17 protein-coding genes are annotated in these 21,037 nt (G+C 61.4%); 7 read left to right on the top strand and 10 right to left on the bottom strand.

Translation table 11 applies throughout. The features are described 5' to 3' along the window. Positions 1 to 10 precede the first annotated feature (10 nt). The 4 genes from ACP7B7_RS02930 to ACP7B7_RS02915 all read right to left on the bottom strand — a co-directional run bounded on the left by ACP7B7_RS02930 (position 11) and on the right by ACP7B7_RS02915 (position 4,485). Positions 11 to 1,210: an efflux RND transporter periplasmic adaptor subunit gene (locus tag ACP7B7_RS02930; protein WP_308923689.1), complete on the bottom strand. Its 1,200-nt coding sequence runs from the start codon at positions 1,208 to 1,210 to the stop codon at positions 11 to 13. 10 nt (positions 1,211 to 1,220) lie between these two features. Then, on the bottom strand, positions 1,221 to 2,450 hold the full coding sequence (locus ACP7B7_RS02925; RefSeq protein ID WP_308923690.1) for a TolC family protein: 1,230 nt from the start codon (positions 2,448 to 2,450) through the stop codon (positions 1,221 to 1,223). A gap of 99 nt (positions 2,451 to 2,549) precedes the next feature. Next, entirely contained in the window at positions 2,550 to 2,918 is a 369-nt protein-coding gene (gene czcI, locus ACP7B7_RS02920; RefSeq protein WP_426075675.1) for a cation efflux protein, CzcI family, read from the bottom strand. A gap of 22 nt (positions 2,919 to 2,940) precedes the next feature. Further along, positions 2,941 to 4,485, bottom strand: coding sequence for a C13 family peptidase (locus ACP7B7_RS02915; RefSeq protein WP_426075674.1), 1,545 nt, complete (start codon positions 4,483 to 4,485; stop codon positions 2,941 to 2,943). A 142-nt stretch (positions 4,486 to 4,627) separates the two neighbouring features. Here ACP7B7_RS02915 and ACP7B7_RS02910 point away from each other — a divergent pair, with 142 nt between their 5' ends. Further along, positions 4,628 to 6,571: a GAF domain-containing sensor histidine kinase gene (locus ACP7B7_RS02910; protein ID WP_426075673.1), complete on the top strand. Its 1,944-nt coding sequence runs from the start codon at positions 4,628 to 4,630 to the stop codon at positions 6,569 to 6,571. Positions 6,572 to 7,412: 841 nt separating this feature from the next. Here the strand turns inward: ACP7B7_RS02910 and ACP7B7_RS02905 are convergent. Further along, positions 7,413 to 7,964, bottom strand: a complete 552-nt coding sequence (locus ACP7B7_RS02905; RefSeq protein WP_426075672.1) for a hypothetical protein — start codon at positions 7,962 to 7,964, stop codon at positions 7,413 to 7,415. Between the two features lie 192 nt (positions 7,965 to 8,156). Next, positions 8,157 to 9,662: a DUF3369 domain-containing protein gene (locus tag ACP7B7_RS02900; protein WP_426075671.1), complete on the bottom strand. Its 1,506-nt coding sequence runs from the start codon at positions 9,660 to 9,662 to the stop codon at positions 8,157 to 8,159. Between the two features lie 389 nt (positions 9,663 to 10,051). Here ACP7B7_RS02900 and ACP7B7_RS02895 point away from each other — a divergent pair, with 389 nt between their 5' ends. Continuing rightward, a complete protein-coding gene (locus ACP7B7_RS02895) occupies positions 10,052 to 10,570 on the top strand; it encodes a DUF3016 domain-containing protein (RefSeq protein WP_308923696.1) in 519 nt (172 codons plus the stop codon). 14 nt (positions 10,571 to 10,584) lie between these two features. Here ACP7B7_RS02895 and ACP7B7_RS02890 read toward each other — a convergent pair whose 3' ends face one another. Further along, the gene (locus ACP7B7_RS02890) at positions 10,585 to 11,028 is read right to left on the bottom strand and encodes a thioesterase family protein (RefSeq protein ID WP_094443077.1); all 444 of its coding nucleotides are present in this window, start codon (positions 11,026 to 11,028) and stop codon (positions 10,585 to 10,587) included. An 89-nt stretch (positions 11,029 to 11,117) separates the two neighbouring features. Beyond that, complete coding sequence (locus ACP7B7_RS02885; RefSeq protein WP_426075670.1) at positions 11,118 to 12,581, bottom strand: PQQ-dependent sugar dehydrogenase; 1,464 nt, start codon at positions 12,579 to 12,581, stop codon at positions 11,118 to 11,120. Positions 12,582 to 12,849: 268 nt separating this feature from the next. Between ACP7B7_RS02885 and ACP7B7_RS02880 the strand changes: the two genes are divergently transcribed. Beyond that, positions 12,850 to 13,956: an S-(hydroxymethyl)glutathione dehydrogenase/class III alcohol dehydrogenase gene (locus ACP7B7_RS02880; RefSeq protein WP_308923698.1), complete on the top strand. Its 1,107-nt coding sequence runs from the start codon at positions 12,850 to 12,852 to the stop codon at positions 13,954 to 13,956. 101 nt (positions 13,957 to 14,057) lie between these two features. Next, positions 14,058 to 14,291, top strand: coding sequence for a hypothetical protein (locus ACP7B7_RS02875; protein ID WP_308923699.1), 234 nt, complete (start codon positions 14,058 to 14,060; stop codon positions 14,289 to 14,291). Here ACP7B7_RS02875 and ACP7B7_RS02870 read toward each other — a convergent pair. Then, positions 14,288 to 15,292, bottom strand: a complete 1,005-nt coding sequence (locus tag ACP7B7_RS02870) for a GlxA family transcriptional regulator (RefSeq protein WP_308923700.1) — start codon at positions 15,290 to 15,292, stop codon at positions 14,288 to 14,290. The two genes, ACP7B7_RS02875 and ACP7B7_RS02870, sit on opposite strands and share 4 nt — an antisense overlap. A 115-nt stretch (positions 15,293 to 15,407) precedes the next feature. Here ACP7B7_RS02870 and ACP7B7_RS02865 point away from each other — a divergent pair, with 115 nt between their 5' ends. From ACP7B7_RS02865 to ACP7B7_RS02855, 3 genes are all read left to right on the top strand, one after another. After that, positions 15,408 to 18,317: a DUF6701 domain-containing protein gene (locus tag ACP7B7_RS02865; protein ID WP_426075669.1), complete on the top strand. Its 2,910-nt coding sequence runs from the start codon at positions 15,408 to 15,410 to the stop codon at positions 18,315 to 18,317. Between the two features lie 117 nt (positions 18,318 to 18,434). Beyond that, positions 18,435 to 19,136, top strand: a complete 702-nt coding sequence (locus tag ACP7B7_RS02860) for a dienelactone hydrolase family protein (RefSeq protein ID WP_308923702.1) — start codon at positions 18,435 to 18,437, stop codon at positions 19,134 to 19,136. Between the two features lie 111 nt (positions 19,137 to 19,247). Next, entirely contained in the window at positions 19,248 to 19,664 is a 417-nt protein-coding gene (locus ACP7B7_RS02855) for an SRPBCC family protein (RefSeq protein WP_308923703.1), read from the top strand. Position 19,665: 1 nt separating this feature from the next. Here the strand turns inward: ACP7B7_RS02855 and ACP7B7_RS02850 are convergent, their stop codons facing one another. Continuing rightward, the gene (locus ACP7B7_RS02850; RefSeq protein WP_426075667.1) at positions 19,666 to 21,018 is read right to left on the bottom strand and encodes a vWA domain-containing protein; all 1,353 of its coding nucleotides are present in this window, start codon (positions 21,016 to 21,018) and stop codon (positions 19,666 to 19,668) included. Positions 21,019 to 21,037 lie beyond the last annotated feature (19 nt).

The raw sequence follows: 21,037 nt of genomic DNA, 5'->3' as shown, positions 1-21,037 counted from the left end.
CTTGGCGTGATCAGTGTTCGTGGCCGGCGGATGCCTTGCCCAGCTCGGATTTCAGGGTAAAGCTGCCTTGCGCCGCGTACTGCGTGCCCACCGCCAGCCCCCTGGTGATTTCCGTCAACTGGCCGTCGCTGCGGCCGGTAATCACCGGCGTGGCCTGGTAGCCGCCCTTGACCTGCACGAACACGGACGGTTTGTCTTCCACCGACTGGATCGCCGTGCTGTGCACCGTGACCGGCGCATCCTGTTCGCCGGCGATCACCTCCACGCTGACGAACAGGCCCGGGCGCCAGGCCATGTCGGGGTTCTGCAGGCTGATGCGCGCCTTGGCCGTGCGCGTCTGTTCACCGAGCAGCGCGCCGACATAGGTGATGGTGCCCTTGGCGCTGGCATTGAAGGCCGAGGCTTTGACCAGCACCTTGCCACCGGTGCGCACGGTGGCCAGGTCCTTGGCCGGCACGGCGATTTCCGCCCACACGGTCGACAGGTCGGAGATCACAAAGATATTCGCGTCTTCCTTGACGGCTTCACCGAGCGTGATGTGTTTTTCCAGCACCATGGCGTCGAACGGCGCGCGGATCTCGTAGCGGTTCAGCGGTCCTTTGCCGGCGCCCACGGCGCCCAGCGCCTGCAGTTTCTGCTGCGCATTGAGCACCGCGATTTCCGCTTCGCGCCAGGCCTGCTGGGCTTGCAGGTAATCGAGTTCGGCCGAGATCTTTTCCTGCCACAGCATTTTTTCGCGCTCGTAGGTGGCATGCGCCAGCGACAGCCGCCGCTGGGCCGACAGCAGTGCGCTGCGCTGCTCGGACAATTCCGTGCTGGCGATCACGGCCAGCACCTGTCCTTTTTTCACCAGCTGGCCCAGGTCCGCATGCACGGCTTCCACCACGCCGGCCAGGCGCGGCACCACGTGCGCCGTGCGGTCTTCATTGAAGCGGATTTCGCCGGGCAGGGCGACGCTGGTCCGGATGCGGCCAGGCGCGGCGGTGGCGATCACCACGCCGGCCGCCTTGCCTTGTTCTGCCGTCAGCTGCAACAGGCCCTCGCCTGGCGGCGCGGTTTTCTCTTCGGCATGGCCGTGTTTTTCCTCTTCATGCGCATGGTCGTCCCTGGCGCCGCCGCCGGTGCTGAGGATCAGGAATGCCAGCACGATGCCGGCGATGAGGATGGCCGCGATGGCGGTCAGCTGTTTTTTGTTCAATTGGATATTCATGGCATCTTTCTTACGGAGTCACGGGGGCGCCCAGCAGGCGCTCGAGTTCGGCGGCCGCGTGGTGCGCTTCGGTCAGCGCGCGCAGGGTCTGGCTTTTGGCTTGCAGCAAGGTGCGCTGGGCATCGAGCACATCGAGAAAGGCGAACTTGCCGAACTCGAAACCCTTGCTGGCCGCGTCCCAGGCGCTTTGCGCGCCGGGCACGATCTCGTTTTGCAGGCTCTCCACGTCCAGCCTGGCCGTGGCCAGCCGCTCGCGCGCCTGCGCCAGCGCCGCTTGCAGCTGCACTTGGGCGGCGGCCAGTTCATCGCCAGCCTTGTCGCTGCGGCGCAAGGCCTCCAGCTTGTTGCCGGCATTGCGGTCGAACAGCGGCAGCGGCAAGGCCAGGCCGATGATGGCCTGGTTGCGGCCCAGTTCCTCCGAGCGTTTCATGCCGATGCTCACCGTCACGTCCGGCGTGGCGCGCCGTTGTTCCACGTCCAGCATGGCTTGCCGCTGCGCCAGGTGGCTGCGCGCCTGCCGCACGCTTGGGGCGGCGTCCGATCGCGCCGCCAGTTCCAACGGCGAGGGCAGCGGCGGCAGCAGGTCGAGCCGGCCATCGGCGTAGGTAAAACGCGGCGCGCCGGCGCCCCACAGCGCGGCCAGGCGCTGGCGGGCCTGGGTGAGGTTGCCGCGCGCCAGGTTCAGTTCGAGCCGCACACTTGCTTCGGCTACCTTGGCGCGCGTCGCTTCCACCGGCGACGCCTTGCCGGCCGCCACGCGGCGCGCCGTGATCTCGCTGGCGCGCGCCGCCAGCGCCTGTGCGCTGTCGGCCAGGCGCAAGCCTTCCTGCGCGGCCAGCACGTCGACAAACGCGGTGGTGACAGCGGCGCGCGTGTCGGCCGCTTGCAGGGCCAGGGCCGCCTGCGCCAGGTCCTGGCCGCGCAGGGCGACGGCGGCGCGCGCGCCGCGCTTGCCGCCCAGTTCGATCAGCTGATTCAGTTGCACGGTGGTGCTGCGCGTGGCGCGGCGCGTATCTTCCACCACGGTTTGCAGTTCGGGGTTGGGCAGCGCTTGCGCCTGTTGCAGCGCGCCACCCTGGGCAGCCAGTTCGTGGCGCGCGGCCGACAGGGTGGGGTTGCCGGCCTCGGCCAGTTGCAGGGCGGCGGCCAGGGTCAGTGGGGCAGGTGGTTCGGCCGCGCCTTGGGCGCGGGCGGGCAGGGTCAGCAAGCTGACGCTGATGAACAAGATAAATCGGTACATCGAATTCTCCAGGCAATGGAAAGGAATTCGACGGGATGCGCAGCCATGCACGCGCATCAAGCGCGGCGCATGCTGTAACAGTGAAACTATCCCGCCGGTCTAGACGATGACCGGCGACCAGTCGGGCCGCTTGGGCCCATCGGGAATATGCGAGACGTACAGGAAGGAGGAAGTGTCGATGGTCAATGATGCCGTGTCGAACACGGGCATGCTGGCGCCGGGCGGCAACCAGGCGTGGCCGATGCCATGGCAGACATTGCAGTCGCTGTGCGCCTTGGCCTTGGCTTTCAGGTCCTTGCCGGCGTCGGCTTGCGGCTCGTCGCCGGCGCTGGCCTTGTGCTGATGGCTGTGATGGCCCGGGTGCTGGGCCGCCTTGCCTTCTTCGTGCAGGCAATAGGCGCTCGCCGCGGCCCAGGACATCTGGAGCGGAAGCACGAACAGCAGCAGGAGCAGGAAGAATTTTTTCATGGCTGCGCCCATTGTACCGAATTTACCGGGGCTGGGCGCGCCAGTTTTTCAGTTGCTGGGCGATCGCCTTGCCCTGGTAAATTTGCGGCTCGGAGTGTTCCTCTTCGCCGTCGCCGCTGTCCTTGAAATCCTGCGCTTCGCGCGCGCGCACCAGCGTCTTGGCTTTCTCGAACGCTTCGGCAAAGCCTGCGCTTGTGGGCAGGGCTTGCTTGAAATACGCTTCGCTGAAATAGGTGAAATCGGCCTGGTCGTCGCAGCCGAACGAGGTGCGGTCCGGTCGCGCGGCCGTGATGATCAGGGTATGGTCGTCCTTCAGGGGGTCGATAAAGCCGCCCGAATAGCAGGCCGAGACGACGATTACCTTCCACTTGACGCCGCTGTGTTTCAGCATGCCGGCCAGCTCCTGCGCGGGCAGGCTGTGCAGGTCCATGCCGTTTTGCGCCAGCGCCAGCTGGTGGTCGGCCGAGCCGTGGCTGGTCAGGAACAGAAACAGCACATCGCTGTTCTTGTCCATTTTCGCGCCCAGCGCATCGAGGCTGGCGCGGATGCTGGTGCGGGTGGCCATCGGCTGCTGCGCCACCGTATTGCGGCTGTTGACCAGCACCATCGAGCGCCCGGCCGTGCCATAGTCGCGGTCGAACTGGCGCTGCACGAAGGCCGTCTCGCGCCGGAACACTTCCTGCGCGCCATCGCCGCCGACACCGAGGAAGTACAGATTGATCTTTTTCGCCGGGTCGCGCGGCAGCACGCCGGCCAGGGTTTTTTCCAGCAGGGCTGGCTGGTTGTACAACGCCAGTTCGATATTGTCGCGCGTCAGTTTCTCCAGCGCCGGGTCGTCGAGCTGGCCTTCGGTCCAGTTGCCGCTGTCGCTGGTGCGCCCGTCCGGCTGGGCATGCGCATAGCGCAGCACGCCGGCGCCGTCGAACAGGCCGTTGCTGAAGTGGCCCCGGTATTCGTCGCCATCCGGCGTGCGCAATACGCCCTCGCCATCGAATTTCCAGTCCTTCAGTTCGCCCGTGTAGACGATGCCGTCCGGCGTACGCACCTGCATCTTGCCCTGCGGCTGGCCCTGCACGAAGCTACCTTGGAACACCATGCCGTCGCTGTCGGTCAGCACCCCCGCGCCGTGCGGCTTCCAGTTGCGAAACGCGCCCACATAGCTGCCGTCCAGGCCCTGGTAGCTGCCCTGGCCGTCGAAATTGCCCTTGCTGAAATTGCCCGCATAGACTTCGCCCTTGGGCGAGGTATAGCGGCCCTGGCCCTCGAACGCGCCCAGGCGGAACTGGCCCTCGTAGCGCACGCCGGAAGGCTGGCGCAAGCTGCCCTGGCCGCTGAACACGCCGCGCTCGAAACCGCCTTCATAGTAGGCGCCGCTGGCGTATTCCAGCCGCCCCTTGCCATGCATCTTGCCGTCGACCAGCGGACCGAAATAGCGTCCGCCATCGGCCGTCTGCGCCGCCGGCACGCGTGCCGGCGCGGCGCACAGGGGCGGCATGCCGAAGGCGGAAAACAACAGCAGGCCGGCAAGTGTGTAAGGGCGGACTGCGGCGCGTAGCGGTGTGGTCATGGGGGAATCGTGCGTGGAAGAGTCGCTAGTGTAGCCACTGTCGGCCGGTGCTGGCAAATCCTTGCCTGTTTATCGTGCCAAGGGGCAATTGAACTGATAACATTGATTTTTGGAATTATTTCAGCAGCAGTCAGGGAATCCCATGGAAAGTCGTCTCAGCCGCCTGGAAGCGGTACAAACCGTATTGCTGGAAATCGGCCAGCGTTCCAGCACCTGCAGCGATATCGCCGACTTCCTGCAAGCCGTGCATGCGGCGCTGGGGCGCATCATGTATGCGGCCAATTTTTACGTGGCCTTGAGCGACCGTGACGAAGGCACCGTGCGCTTTCCGTATTTCGTCGACGAGTTCGACAGTGCGCCCGATGCCGGGCAGGTGGTGCGCCTGGCCGGCTCCGAGCAGTCGCCCACGGCCTGGGTCATCGTCAACGGCAAGCAGCTGGTGATGACGGCCGGCGACGCGGCCATGCATGTGGACGGCGGCGCCGCCTGGGGCGGCGGCACGGCGGCCGAGCACTGGATCGGCTGCCCGCTGCTGGACCAGCAGCACCAGGTGCTGGGCGCCATCGTGATCCAGAGCTACGATGCCGAGCACCGCTTCAGCCTGGAAGACCAGGCCCTGTTCGCGCTGATCGCCACCCATGTGTCGAGCGCGCTGCAAGGCCTGCAAAGCATGGACCGGCTGGAAAAGGCGGTGCAGGAACGCACGGCCTTGCTGGCCCATGAAGTGGCCGAGCGGCGCCGCGCGGAAAACCTGCAGCATGCGCTGTTTGAAATCGCCAACCTGTCGGCCCAGGCAGCCGACGCCGCCACCCTGTATGCGCGCCTGCACGTGATTATCAGCGAGCTGGTGACGGCCAAGAATTTCCTGATCGCCCTGTATCACCCGGACACGCTTGACATCACGATCCCGTATTTTGTCGATGAAAAAGACGCACAGGCGCCCGTCAAGCGCTTTCATTATGGCGTCGGCATGAGTTCGTATATTTTGGCGCGGCGCCAGCCCTGTTTGCTCGATTCCGGCAGCTACGCGGCGCTGGTGGCCAGCGGCGAAATGAACGAGCCGCTGGGCAATGTGGGCATCGCCAGCTGGATGGGCGCGCCGATGCTGCTGGGCGAGCGCGCGTATGGCGTGATCATCGTGCAAAGCTATGACGCGTCGGTCGTATATGGCCAGGCGGAACTGGACGTGCTGGCCTTCATGGCCAGCCATGTGGCGGTGGCGATCGCCCGCATGCAGGCCGACCGCGCCATGCGCCAGGCCAAGGAAACCCTGGAAGAGCAGAACGCGGCCCTGAACAGCGCGCTGCAAGCCTTGAAGGAGGCGCAGTCGGAACTGGTGCGCCAGGAAAAGCTGGCCTCGCTGGGCCGCCTGGTGGCCGGCGTGGCGCATGAAATCAATACCCCGCTGGGCATCTGCGTGACGGCCACCAGCCACCTGGTGCAGGAACTGAAACTGACGCGCGAGGACCTGGCCAGCGGCCAGTTGGATGAAGACGGCTTGCAGGAGTTTTTCGGCATTATCGACCAGACCCTGCGCATCATGACCACCAACACCCAGCGTGCCGCCGCGCTGGTGCGCAGCTTCAAGCAGGTCGCCGTCGACCAGTCGTCGGACGACATGCGCAGCTTCAACCTGCGCAAATATCTCGATGAAATTTTATTGTCGCTGCAGCCCAAGCTGAAGGGCAAGCCGATCAAGGTGGAAGTCGAGTGCGCGCCCGAGTTGCAGCTGCGCAGCTATCCCGGCGCGATTTCACAGATCGTCACCAATATGGTGGTCAATTCCATGGTGCATGGTTTTGCGGAAGGCGAACCGGGCAAGATACGGATCAGCGCCCGCAGCGACGGCGACATGCTGGCGCTCGATTACAGCGACGATGGGCTGGGCATGGACAGCGCCACGCTGGGGCAGCTATTCGATCCGTTTTTCACCACCAAACGGGGTTCCGGCGGCAGTGGGCTGGGGGCGCATATTTTGTATAACCTGGTGACGGGGCCGCTGGGGGGGACGGTCAAGGTTGCCAGTGCGCCGGGGATGGGGTTGCATTACACGATCCGCTTTCCCCTCGAACCGAAGAGTGTTTAAAAAGGCCTTGAACAGCGGGCCGGAGACGCGGGTCTGAGAAAATGCCGATGGCGGCGTTGCGGCTCCTCGCCGACCATGCGTACTGTCTTCGTCGCCGCGCCTTGCCCTCGACATTTTTCAGGCCCGCTTGGCCCGGAATGCCCAAGTTGGTGGCTTGGGCCGAAGCGTGGTTTGCTGGTGTGCGTATTGCTAGGGCAGGGAGCACTTGGTTATTTGATGAGTGGCTGCTGTCGACCCCAAAGTGGCAGTTCGCAGTAAGGCCAAAGTGTGGCGCTGGTTCATTTTTGAAGAACGTGGGAATGTAGAACTTCCCCGACAGTGTAGGAAGGTCGACGTTCATGCTGCAATTTTTCTACAAGAGCGGCAGGCAAATCGTATTGTCCCTTCGGCATCTGTTTGTAGAACGGGGGAGATTCGGTTCGCAATAGAATCCAGATGTTCTGCCCTGATGCCCCCTTTACACCGAGAACTTCACGCTCGAAGAAAACGCGAACGACTGGTTCGCTCAAAAGTTCACTTCTTGTTTGAGATTCGATTGCTTGAAGTATAGACCATTCACTTTTCTCGCCGAAAGTCTCAACAAGCTCGGGACTTGAGCAGGACTTAACTACGAAGCCCACGGCCACAGATAATGCCAGCGCCGTAGCAATACAAAGGATGGAACTTCGATTCATATCTCGATTAGCACGTAGTTGTCGGTTCGCGGAACTGCCCCCTGGCCAAGAGACAAACGTCTGCTCTTGGCCGAACCCGGTCCTTCGGGTCAGCATATCATATTGCCAAAATGGAACCGACGTTCGGTCGTGAGTGGCTCAAACGCCCCGAAGCGGACATTGTTGAGTTAAGAAAGGCGGGCCACCGGGTTGAACTGATTGGAAACGCTGGTGCGATTAAAGAAGCGATCGGTTTCAGCTTGTGGGTATTGGGAGAACCGGGCCGACTTCAGCTGTTTGCACCTCTCCAGAGGTGCCAGCAACTTGTCCTGCGGGCAGATACCGAGAAGTTCCAGATGCACCAGCTCCGGAAGTGACGTCAACGGTTCGAGCGACGCAATGGTCGTGATTTTCCTGGACGCGTCCCAACTCGGGAGCGTTGACAAAGATAATATTTTAAGTTGTGTAAGTCTTGCCAGTGGCTCGAGATCGCTAATCTTTGGCATATGCAGTATGCGCAGAAAGCGCAGCTTCTCGAACCTCCCAACGAAATCGAAAGATTCATCAGGAAAGGTGGCGATCACGAGTTCTTCCAAGTTGCGCAGTGCAGCCAACGGTTTGAGGCTCTTGTATTTGCAATGCCATACCGTTGCACTACGCACATCATCACCATTAGTGACTGGCGGAAAAATGCGATTTGGGTCGCGCATCAACTTGAGGTTCTCTTTTGGGATTTCCATTCTGCTATTTCCTCTGCTGGCGCGCCTGGCAATTTTCCGCTCTTGGCTGATTGCCGACCTTCACCAATTCACCCCTTTCTCAAACTTCGCATGACGAGATGAGCCGCAGCCACTTCTGCCTGTCCGTCAGATCCACTTATTGCCCAAGCCGTGCGTTTGCCTTCGTATCCCTAACGTTTGCGGCAATCCCGCCTAGTCCGGAAACCGTTGATTCAGCGCCAGCGCCTCATCCAGATTCGCAATCAACAACTCCACATATTGCGGATCGAGGTGGCTGCCGCTCACTTCGCGCAGGTAGCTGACCACGCGTTCGAGTGGCCAGGCGTCTTTGTAGCAGCGCTTGTGCATCAGCGCGTCGAAGACGTCGGCGACGGCGGCGATGCGGGCGTATTTGTGGATGTCTTCGCCGACCAGGCCTTGCGGGTAGCCGCTGCCGTCGTATTTTTCATGGTGCTGGTGGGCGATCACGGCGGCCGCTTTCAATAGCGGGCGCTGCGAGCCGTCGAGGATCGACATGCCGACCGTCGGGTGCTGCTTCATGATTTCCCACTCGGCCGCATCGAGCTTGCCCGGTTTCAGCAGCACCGCGTCGGGGGTCGAGATCTTGCCGATGTCGTGCATTGGCGCCGCATGGCGCAGCACCATGGTTTCCTCGTCCGACATGCCCGACGCCTGCGCCAGCAGCTGGCACACTTCGGCCATGCGGCGCACGTGGTTGCCGCCTTCGTGCGAGCGCGATTCGACCACGTCGCCCAGGCGCAGGATCAGCTCGGCCTGGGTGTCGGTGATTTCCTGCGTCAGCAGGATATTGTCGAAGGCGATCGCCACGCCCGAGCAGAATACTTCCAGCAGTTGCGCGTCGAGATCGGAAATTTCTTCCACGCCCTTCAGTACCAGCAGCGACGCCTTGCCGCTGCTGTTCGGAAAATAGCCGACATAGGTGTCGCCATGCAGGCGCGAGATTTTATTGCTCTTGGCGTGATCCAGCTGCGACAGCAGGGCAGGGCTCAGCATGCCGTCGTCGGTGTCGCCGATCTGCGCCAGGATTTCATAGTCCTGCTCGCCGCTGATGGCGCTGGCGCCGCGCAGGCGCAGCAGCATGCTCGTTTCCAGGCGCAGCAGGGCGACCACTTGCTGCAGCAGGCCGCTGGCGAAGTCGCGCAGGTTGCGCTGCTTGAAAATATGCGCCGAGGCGGCGATCACGCGCTCCAGGCCTTCGCGGTAATGCAGCTGCGACAAGCGCGCTTCCTCGACCTTCATGATGTCGCGGTAGGCGCGCAGGGCGGCAAAGGTGGTGGTAAACAGCTTGGTGCGGTCGAGCTCGGTTTTTTCCTTGTAATCGTTGATGTCGTAATTGACGATCACGCGTTCTTCCGGCGCCTGGCCCGGCTGCCCCGTGCGCAGCACGATGCGGGTAAATTGATTGCCCAGGTCTTCGCGCATCCAGCGCGCCACTTCCAGGCCGCTGTCTTCGCGCTCCATCACCACGTCGAGAAACACCAGCGCAATGCCTTCTTCGCGGGCCAGCACCTGCTTGGCTTCGGCGCCGCTGTAGGCGTGCAGGAAACTCAAGGCGCGGCCTTCGAGGCGGAAACGGGTGAGTGTCAATTTGGTGATGTCGTGGATGTCGGGTTCATCGTCGACAAGCAAGACTTTCCACGGCGGTAACTTGGGCGAGGCTGAAGACAAAAATGACATAAGGGCGAGTTCCGCTAAAGGGCATGACTGACCGCCACGCGCCAGGCAATCCCTGTGCGCCACCGCTGGCGTTGCGCGTTTTCCGGGCGCATTCTGACGATTGTAGACCGAGCGCATGGTATTAACAACAGGCAAGAAAAATTGTCCTGCTTCCATGCAACAGTGCTTTCAACTACATGGAAATATTGCCATACATACTTTATCGCTTACGCAACTATATTTTCAAGACAATACTTTGTTTTAATCAATATTGCCAATAAAACCGTTATAAAAGTCGGTGCGCGCCAGCGCGGCGCCTGGCCCCGACTTCGTAACAAGGTATGAATTCCAGTGGCGACGGCAGCACATGCGCGTATATTTGACACGGATGTTTTTTGAAAGGGATGATCATGAAAAAGAAAATCACGCATCTGCTGCTGGCGGGAACCGTCTTGCTGGCTGCTGGTGCCGCGTGGGCGCAAAGTCCCGTGTCGGGTCCGGCTTCCGGCAATACCGAAGTGCTGTATGACAAGCCGGATCAATTCACCGATATCTCGTTCGATCCGCGCAAGCGCGAAGAGGCATTGACGGAGTTGACGCGCCACTTTGACAAGCTGGGCGCGTCCTTGCCGGCCGGCCAGCGCTTGAAGATCGTGGTCACCGATGTCGACCTGGCAGGCCGCGAAGATCCGCACGTGCGCTCGGCGAACGAGATCCGCGTGCTGACGGGCGGCGTCGACTGGCCGCGCATCAGCCTGTCGTATGCGCTGGAACAGGACGGCAAGGTGATCAAGAGCGACAAGGCGCAACTGTCCGACATGTCTTACCTGACGCGCATGAACCGTTATTCCAGCGGCGAGCGCCTGCGCTATGAAAAACTGATGATCGACGAATGGTTCGCCAAAACTTTCAATGTACCGCGCAGCTAACGCTCAAGCCATGATCAGTCGATCCAGTTCACCTGGGTAAATTTGCTGCCGAATTCTTCCGGCATGGGCACGACCTGGCTGCGTTTGTAGTTGAAAAATACAAAGCCGGACTTGGCCATCGCGATCAGGGTGTTGTCGCGCGGACGCGTGATGCGGAAGGTGATGTCGCCGCCGTATTTGTTGAAGTCCATCACGCCCACTTCGAACAGCAACTGGTCGCGCGCATGGGCTTCGGCGCGGTAGGTGGTGGCCAGGTCAGTGACGATGATGCCGGTGCCGTCGGCCTCGATGTCGCGCACGCCGAATTCGAACAGGAAGCGGGCGCGCGCCTCCGAAATCATGGAGATCATGGAATCGTTGCCGAGATGGTTGCCGGCATTGATGTCGGTGGTGCGCACCGTCAATTGCGAAGAATAGCAGTATTGGTCTTCGGGAAATTCAAGTGTCAAACGGGCCATGGGTCTCTCTTGATCAGGTGTGCCGGACGTGGCGGGAAAGTCAATTCTAGCCGCTTCCCCGCCATGCGTCGAAAAAACCACCTGCGCGATTACTTGCGCACGATGCGGTAAACCTTGCCGCTGCTGCTGAGCATGTACAGCTCTTTCTGCGCATCCTGGCCGAACGACACGATATTGCCCACGTTGGTGATGGCCCAATCCGTCACGGCCGAGGCGCTGCCATTGCTGTAAGTAAAACTCTTCAGCCAGCCGCTGCAATAGTCGGAATACAGATAGTGGCCGGCCAGTTCCGGCAGGGCCGTGCCGCGGTACACATAACCGCCCGTGATCGAACAGCCGCCGGCGCTGTCGTGGCCGTAGTCGACCTTGGGCAGCACCAGCCCCGCCTGGTTGCAAGTGGCGCTGTTATAGCACTGCGTGCCTTCCATGATGTTCCAGCCGTAATTGTTGCCTGCCGTGCCGACTGGCGCCACATTGACCTCTTCGCGCTGGCCCTGGCCCACGTCGGCGATATACAGCAGTTGCGCGGTGGTATCGAAGGCATAGCGCCAGGGATTGCGCAGGCCATACGCCCAGATTTCCGCGCGCTTGCCTGCCGTATTGACAAACGGGTTGCTGGCCGGGATGGCATACGGTTGCGCGATGCTGCTGGCGTTGACGTCCAGGCGCAGCATTTTGCCGAGCAACAGATTGGTGTTTTGCGCATTGCCGGACGGGTCGCCGGCACCGCCGCCGTCACCCGTGGCCGCATACAGATAGCCGTCCGGGCCAAAACTGAGCAGGCCGCCGTTGTGGTTGCTGAAGCCGGGGTGGGGAATCGCGATGATCTGCACGCTGGCCAGCGCATCGGCGAGATTGGGGTTGCCGGCCGAAACCTGGCGCCGCTCGATGATGATATTGCCGATCAGGTCGGTGTAGTACAGGAAAAAGTAGCCATTGCTGGCGTACTGCGGATGAAAGGCCATCGACAGCAGGCCCCGTTCGCCATCGGTGCTGGTGCGGCTGCTGATGTCGAGGAATGGCGTGGCCAGCAGGTTGCCATTGTCGACGATGCGGATGCGCCCGGCGCGCTCGACGATGAAGAGGCGGCTGTCGCTCGCGGGCGCGGTCAGGAAGGTCGGCGCCTGCAAGCCGCTGGCGACCTCCTGCAAGGCCAGCGCCAGCGGCGCCGTGGCCGCGTAGGCGACGCCGGCGCTGGTGGTGGCGCCGGCGGCAACCTGCACTTGCTGTGTCGCCGGCGTGGCCGCCAGGCTGCCACTGCCGTAAGCCACATTGGCGGCAGTGACGGCATACGCGCCTGGCGCCAGGTCGTTCAGGGTGCTTGAAGCGGTCAGCAGCTTGCTGTAGGACGCCGGCCCGGTCACGGTGACGGCGCCATTCACGCCGACCGGCAGGCCGCTGATGGTCACCACCAGGCTGCCGGTCGTGGGGCCGGGTGCGGGATCGTCGTCATCGTCATGGCCGCCGCACGAGGCCAGCAGGCCCAGGCTGAACAGCAACAGCAGCGCCAGCAAGGATTGTTTGAATGCAGTGAAGCAAGTTCGATTGCGCATGTCAGTCTCCAGGGATGGAACGACGCAGCCGCCTGTCAAATGATGGACGGCGTTGGAATACAATCATTCATTTTTTCGCTGGCAGACTTGATCCTTCGCAAGCGAGCGTGAACTGTCGCGAGCATACGCCTGCCGCAATCAGCTGTTCCGTTCGCTGCCGCACGATCGGACAACGGCGCCGCGTTTTCAGACAATCTCCCCGTTTGCCGCCCCGCCTGCGGTGTCGTCCGGCCATAATGCGCCATCTGAAACCGAGCAGGAGCAACCCATGAAAACCAAAGCAGCCGTGGCCTGGAAGGCCGGCGCCCCCCTGACCATTGAAACAGTCGACCTGGCCGGCCCGCGCGAAGGCGAAGTGCTGATCGAGCTGAAAGCGACCGGCATCTGCCATACCGATTACTACACCTTGTCCGGCGCCGATCCGGAGGGCATCTTTCCCGCCATCCTGGGCCATGAAGGCGCCGGCATCGTGGTCGACGTGGGCCCGGGCGTCAAAACGCTGAAAAAAGACGACCACGTGATTCCGCTGTACACACCGGAATGCCGCGAGTGCAAGTTCTGCCTGTCGCAGAAGACCAATCTGTGCCAGAAAATCCGCAGCACCCAGGGCCGTGGCCTGATGCCGGACGCCACCAGTCGTTTCTCGCTGGACGGCAAACCGCTGTTCCACTACATGGGCACCTCGACCTTTTCCAACTACATCGTGGTGCCGGAAATCGCCCTGGCCAAGATCCGCGAAGACGCGCCGTTCGACAAGGTCTGCTATATCGGTTGCGGCGTGACCACCGGCGTGGGCGCGGTGCTGTTCTCGGCCAAGGTCGAGGCGGGCGCCAACGTGGCCGTGTTCGGCCTGGGCGGTATCGGCCTGAACGTGATCCAGGCCGCGAAAATGGTGGGTGCCGACAAAATCATCGGCATCGACATCAACCCGGCGCGCCAGGCGATCGCCCGCAAGTTCGGCATGACGCACTTTATCAACCCGAACGAGGTGGAAAACGTGGTCGACGCCATCGTCCAGCTGACCGACGGCGGCGCCGATTACAGTTTTGAATGCGTCGGCAACACCACCCTGATGCGCCAGGCGCTCGAGTGCACGCATAAAGGCTGGGGCAAATCGTTCATTATCGGCGTGGCGGCTGCGGGCCAGGAAATTTCCACCCGTCCGTTCCAGCTGGTGACGGGCCGCGAATGGCGCGGGTCGGCCTTCGGCGGCGCGCGTGGTCGCACCGATGTGCCGAAGATCGTCGACTGGTATATGGAAGGCAAGCTCAATATCGACGACCTGATCACCCATCGCCTGCCGCTCGAACGCATCAACGAAGGTTTTGATCTGATGAAGAGCGGCGAGTCGATCCGGTCGGTAGTGCTGTACTAAAGCAACATTTGCGACCAGCAGGGGATGGCGCGCTGTACTTCGCCGTCCGCCCCTGCTAATGTCAGGGCATCGCTGCGCAATCTTTGATGCCGGGAGCCCTGATGTTCGCCACTGCCTATCTGCTGACCTTGCGGCGCATGCTGCCCGTGTTGCTCGGCGCCAGCCTGTCCGCCGTGCTGGCGCTGTGGTGGCGCGACGCCGCCATCCTCGCCACGCCCGTCATCTGGCTGGCCTTGCTGGCCACGTATCTGCTGTGCGCGCTGATGTTTACGCCGCTGGAATGGCATCGCCAGCAACTGGCAACGCGGCATGTGCGTACCGGAAAATCGCGCTAGCGGCTGGTGCTGGAAAAGCGTTCGCGGTAGTCGCGCGGCGTGACGCCGAGCTTCTTGTGAAACAGGCGGCGCAGCCTTTCCTCGCTGTGCAAGCCCGTTTGCGCGGCCACCTGTTTCAGTGACGACACGTTTTCTTCCAGCAGCCGGCGCGCCACTTCGAAGCGCGCCGTTTCGATGAATTCGGTGGGATTGGTCTGCGTTTCGCGCTGGAACACGCGCGTAAAATTGCGCTCGCTCATGGCCAGGCTGGCCGCCAGCTGCGGCACGCTCAAGTCTTCGGCCAGGTGTTCCATGATCCATGCCTGCAACTGGCGTATGGTCGGGTGCGTCGTCATCTGGCTCGACAGGTGCACGGAAAACTGCGACTGCCCGCCCGGCCGTTTCAAATACACCACCAGGTCGCGCGCCACTTCCAGGGCGATATCGCGGCTGAAATCCTCCTCCACCAGCGCCAGCGCCAGGTCGATGCCGGCGGTGACGCCCGCCGAAGTCCATACATTGCCTTCCCTCACGAAGATCGCATCGGCATTGACGTCGACCTGTGGATAGCGCCGGCGCAGGCTGTCGACCGCGCTCCAGTGCGTGGCGGCGCGCTTGCCGTCGAGCACGCCTGCCTCGGCCAGGAAAAAGCAGCCCGTGCACAGCGCCGCCAGGGTATCGATGCGCGGCGCGGCCTCGGCCACCCAGGCGGCGATCGCCGGGATTTCATCGAGTACCTGCTCGACATGGTGGCAACCGACAATCACGGCCAAGTCCGGCAAGCGGCTGGCGTCCAGCGCCTTGCTGGCATGCAAACTCATCAGCGTATCCGACTCCACCGGGCCGATGGCGGTGGACGCGATGCGCATGTCATAACCACCCGGCAAGTTGCGCAGGCGCAGATGGGTGTTGGCATAATCAAACACCTTCATGGCACCGATGGCTTCGAGGGCCTTGAAGCCCGGGTAAATAATGATATCGACAGTGCGCAGGGGGAAGGACTGGGGAGTGGGCTTGATCATTCTGTAGCGGCTGAGAGAGGAATGCTGCCATAATGCAACAACATGCATGAGGCGATGAGCTTAGCATGGATCATCACATGCAGTTACGCCTGCCATCCTTAGACTACGGACCATCGTGCGCATACCTCTCTTTGCTATAGGCCTATTTTTCTTGCTGTGGACTGGTTTAGCTCAGGCCGCTAATATTAACTTCGATGGCAGCAACATCACAAATTGTCCCAAATCTGGTAATCAATACACTTGTGATGCTTTTAATAAAGTAGATGCGTATACGATAGCAAGCGGCTATGCGGTAACGGTTAAGAGCAGCGTCACGCTCGACTACAATCAGTTTTTCACCATGAGTGGTACTGCCAAACTGACGGTTGTAGGCGATATAAGCTTTAGTGGCATCAAGCCTGCCAATTTGAACGTAACTGGCGGCTCTATTGTCGCGGAACCTGGCAATTTTGTTGTAGGGGCAATCGAAGGGGCGGTTGTGGTGGCCGATATTACAGCGGCTTCCGTCACACTCGGTACTGCACCAACTACGGTCAAAGGTAATATTACAGCTACTGGCGAGGTTAAAATTTCTTCCCGTTCGCTTGTGACTGGCTCAATCAAGGGTAACGTTATCAAAACCGATTCGGGTGTCACTATCAATGGCAATGTTACTGCCAAAAATTCCTTTGACTTGGGCTCAGGTAGCAAGATGAAAGGTGACATTATCGCGCCTAAAGTAAATATTTTGCCGGATAGCGTTCAGGTCGAAGGCAATATCACTGCCAGCACATCGCTGACAATTGGTGCCAAGAGTGAGATCAAAGGCAATGTCGATGCCGGCGATGTATCCCTCGCACCGGAAAATGCATATATCAGTGGCACTGCTCTTGTAGGAAAAATCTTCCTTGACTGGAGCACGCGCGTCTACCAGACGATTACCTGTAAAGCTGACACGGCAGATACCAAATGCACTTGCGTGACAAACAAAAGCGGCTTTCCCGTAGATAGCGTTAAGGGCCCCAAATGCGGCCCCGGCGTCCAATCCGGCCCCCACCATTTCGAAATCTCCCACCCGGCCGCGGCGCTAAGCTGCTCCCCGGAAAAAGTCACCGTCAAAGCCTGCGCCGACGCCAGCTGCGGCAGCCTTTATAAGAATGGCGCGACTGTCGTTCTGTCGCCTGGCGGCGCCACGGCGCAGACGGGCAATACCGGCAGCGTCGACAGCACGGTGGCGCAATATGCGGGGGGCACGGCCACCCTGAGCCTGACCAGCATGCCGTCCACCACGGGCGCGCTGGTGTGCAAAGACAGCACCACGGGCAGCACCACCAATTGCCAGATGCCGTTCAACAGCAGCGGCCTGCAGGTGAGCGGCGATCCGCGCTATGCGGAAGATGCGCAGTCGGTGTCGATCAGCGCGGTGCAGGCTTCGGGCAGCAATCCCCAGGTTTGCGTGCCGCTGTTTGCCAACCAGAATAAAACCATCAAGTTGAAATGCAGCTATGCCAACCCTGCCAGCGGCACCTTGCCCACGCGCATACAGGGGACGAACGGTACTTATGTGCCGCTGGCCGGTAACGCCAGCAGCGCTTGCAGCGCGGCTGGCGCCGATGTCTTGTTGGGCTTCAATAGCGCAGGCGTGGCGACCCCCAGGATGCAATATGCGGATGTGGGCCAGGTGGGGCTGACTGCGACCTACACCTCGACCAGCGGCGCCGACAGTGGTTTGAGCATGACGGGCAGCGGCAATGTCATCGTCGCGCCGGCCAAGTTTGCCTTTAGCGCGATTGCCAGCCCGCAGCGTGCGGGCCAGGAAGTGCCGTCGGTGACGGTCACGGCGCAAAACAAGGCGGGCGCCACCACGCCCAATTTCGGTCGTGAGACGGTTACTCCGGATGTGGCACTCGACCGTGTTTTTGTGAAACCGGTCTTCAATGCGCCCAAGGTCGTCGCCAATCCCAAGCTTGAAGGCAAGCTTGTCTTCAGTAGTGGTGTTGGCACCGCAAGCGAGCTGGCATGGGCGGAAACAGGCACCATCAATATGACCGCCACCTTGAATAATTACCTGGGCGTGCAAAAAATCGATACTGTCACGCCACTGGCGACGGGCGTCAGCAATAATGTGCTGTTCATTCCTCATCATTTTCAGACCGCTGTTGATTTGTCCACCGAACCATACAAGCAATTTCCCGCCTTGTGCGGCACCCAGCTGGCCTGTCCTGACACCGGCGCAGACCCGCGGTTTGTGTATTCGCGCCAGCCTTTCGCGCTGGCCGTCACGGCGCAAAATTTGCAGGGCGTGACGACGGAGAATTTCGATGACGCCGATGGTGACTTGAAGAATCAGCAGGTATTGCTGTTGGCGCTTGATGCCAAGGATACGAGCAATGCGCCACCAGTCAATCCGGCCGGCGGCAAGCTGACCGATGGCAGCGCGGCCGGCACCACCCTGACCGGCGTGCCGATGAGCTCCTTCAGCAAGGGCGTGGCGCGCCAGGTGCTGGCCTATCAATTTCCCGGTGCCTATTCGCCCTCGGCCGCAGCATCGACGCTGGCGGCGCCGACAGGCGTGCTGTTGCGCGCCAACTTTACGTATTCGGTCAACAATCTGGTCACGTCGAAGCCCTCGTCGCAGGGCAAGGAAGCGGCGCTGACGGTGTTGACCGGCTTTATTTCCGTGCCCAACAGTTCCGGCTCGGAACTGCTGCCCATGCGCCTGGACGTGCAGCTGAAGTACTGGGATGGCAAGCTCTGGCGCGTCAACCTGGCCGACGGCATCAGCCGTTTCGGCAAGCCCCAGGTGGTGCTGGCCAACTGCCTCAAACAGCTGGTCTGCAGCAATCTGGTGGTGGCCGACCAGGTGTATCAGTTCAGCGGGGGCGTGCTGGCAGGCAATGGGCGGCTGACCCTGCAGGCGCCGAAGGTAGCCGGCAGCGTCGATGTGTCGGTCGGCGGCTTTTCCTATTTGCCATCGAGCGTGGGCCGCGTGGTGTTCGGCGTATTCAAATCCGGTCCGGTATTGTACTTGCGCGAAATGTACTAGGAATGTACCAGGTTCCGCGATTGTCGCCTGTCACAAGGCAGGGGCGGGGCGGGCGCAGGAAGCGGAAAAAACCAGTAAGATGCTTTTCTGTTTCCCCCTCACAGAACTGGAGTCTTCATGAGCATCACTACGCAGTGGATCGATATCACCGGCGCCGACGGCGCCACCTTCCAGGCCTACCTGGCCGTGCCGCATATCGGCAAAGGCCCCGGCATCGTGCTGTTGCAGGAAATTTTTGGCGTCAATGAACATATCCGCACGGTTGCCGAGCAATATGCGCTTGATGGCTATGTGGTGCTGGTGCCCGACCTGTTCTGGCGCGAAGGCGCGCACATCGAACTGGGCTATGACGAATCGGGCTGGAAGCGCGCCGTCGAACTGATGCAGGCGACTGACAACCCGCAAGCGCTGGCCGACATCACCGCCACCGTCGCCGCCCTGCGCGCGCGTCCTGAAGTCGAAGGCAAGATCGCTTCGATTGGCTATTGCTTTGGCGGCCGCTTGTCCTACCAGGCGGCAGCGGCCGGCCTGGTCGATACCGCCATCGCCTACTATGGCGGCGGCATCCAGAACAAGCTGGACCTGGCCGGCGAGATCAAGGTGCCGCTGCTGATGCATTTTGGCGGCAGCGACAGCCATATCCCGGCCGATGCCGTGAAAGCCATCGCCGAGCGTTTCGACGGCCGCGAAGAAGTGGAAATCCATGTCTACGCGCAAGCCGAACACGGTTTCAACTGCAATTACCGCGACAGCTACAACCAGCGCGCGTCGGTGCAGGCACACGGCAATTCGCTCATTTTCCTATCAGAAAATCTGTAAGCATTCGGCAGCAACGCGGCATGGGCGCTAAAATAGCGCCTGTGCCGGGCATTCCGGCCGGCCCGGCCCGCCTCGGCGCCCGGCAAACCTGGATGAGGAACCGAATTAAAGATGGCCCAAGTAACTGTTTCTGTGACACTGGCGGCAAGCGCCGAACGCGTGTGGGATTTTATCGGCGGCTTCCAGTCGCTGGCGGAGTGGTCGAGCTCGATCAAGACCAGCTTGCCGGAGCAGGGCGGCCGCGTGCGCCGCCTGAAAACCACGGACGGCGCCATCATCGCCGAACGCCTGCAAAGCTTCAGCGAAGCGGACAAAAGCTACAGCTACACCATCGTCTCGGGTCCGATCCCCGTGAAAAACTACCGTTCCACCCTGCGCGTCACCGGCGAGCCGGGCGCCACCTCCTGCGTGGCCGAATGGTCGAGCCAGTTCGACGCGGCCGAAGGCGTGGAAGAGGTAATGGTCGGCGCCTTCCAGCACCTGTATGAAACGGCGTTTGTCGACCTGAAACGGATCATGGCGATTTGAACTACAGCTCGTAGTTCCCGATGATATCCCTGGCGCGCGCCTGCTTCAGCCACGCCGGGAACTCCTGCATCATGCGGTCGTACAGCTCGGCTTCCGAAATCTGGCGCAGGTCGTCGATGGCGAAAAAATTGGCGTTGTCGATATGGCGGCCGGACAGGTCATCGAGCTTTTCCAGCGCGCCGTAGCTGGAGCCGCCGATGCCGATAAATTGCCAGAAGATCGGCAAGGTGCTGGCCCAGCGGATCAGGAACTGGATTTCGTCGTTGTGCGACACGCCGCCATCCGAAATGAACAGCACGAAGACCGGCGCCTTGGCAGCGATGGCGGGAGCAAATCCTTCCGGAAATACCTTTTTCGACGAGAAAATTCCTTTCTTCTCGGTCACGACAGCCGGTGGCGTCAAACCGGAAAAATGCGTGATCACGTCACGGATCACGGCCGGTTCATTGTTGTAGCCGGCATTCAAGTCGCTCATCCATTGCTGCCAGCCGCCTTTGTCTTTCTTGACATAGTTCTTGAAATTGCCGAAGGTGACATTCGACAGCTGCTTGCTCTTGAGCGCAAAAGCCCACGTCTCCAGTTCCTCGTCGTCATCGAAGTGCACACCGAGGGGAAACACGCGATTGACCACCTCCTGCACCTGCCCGCTGTCATATTGCCCGTACATCGAGCCGGACGCGTCAAGGACAAACGCCACCTTGGCGCGCACCCGTTCCAGCCGGTTCTTGGCCAGCGAGACGCCGGCGATTTTTGCCAGCGAGACCAGTTGCGGCGCCTGCTGCTCGAAGCGTTTTTCCAGCGAGACCCTGGCTGGGGCCGCCGCTGCCGGCGTCGCAGTAGCGCTGGCGGGCGCGACGGCGCCGCCGAAATGCACCAGCAGGGCGTCGAGGCCGCCATTGAAACCCTGGCCGTTGACGCCGAGGCGCCAGTCGCCGTCTTTCCGGTACAGCTCGGCGACCATGATCGCCTTTTCGCCGCTGAAGTCCAGGCCGCTCAAGGCAAACACATGTTCGCCCAGGCGAAACTCCAGGCTGCCCAGTTCGCGCATGGTCTGGCTGTGCGCGGGATCGATGGCGGCGGTAAACACCAGCTTGTCGATCCGCGCCGGCAGCCTGGCCAGCTGGACCATGAACTGGCTGTCGGGCACATCGGCCAGCAGGCGGATTTCTTCCTTGGGCGAGGCGGTCTGGTTGTAGAACACCATATACGCCTCGTCGGACAACTTGCCGTTCGCATCAAGGCCGAAACAGCTGATGTCGATATGGAACGGCGCCTTGAGCGTGCACCTGACGGTGATGTCCGCCGCCACCGTACTGCTGTCGAGCTTGAGTTTCTGGCCTTTTTGTAATGACATGCTGGTCCTTGTCCGATAA

This window comes from Janthinobacterium sp. PSPC3-1 (assembly GCF_049896105.1).
Lineage (GTDB): Bacteria > Pseudomonadota > Gammaproteobacteria > Burkholderiales > Burkholderiaceae_D > Janthinobacterium.
The sequence above is the reverse complement of the archived record's forward strand: the minus strand, read 5'-3'. Positions and strand labels throughout refer to the sequence as shown.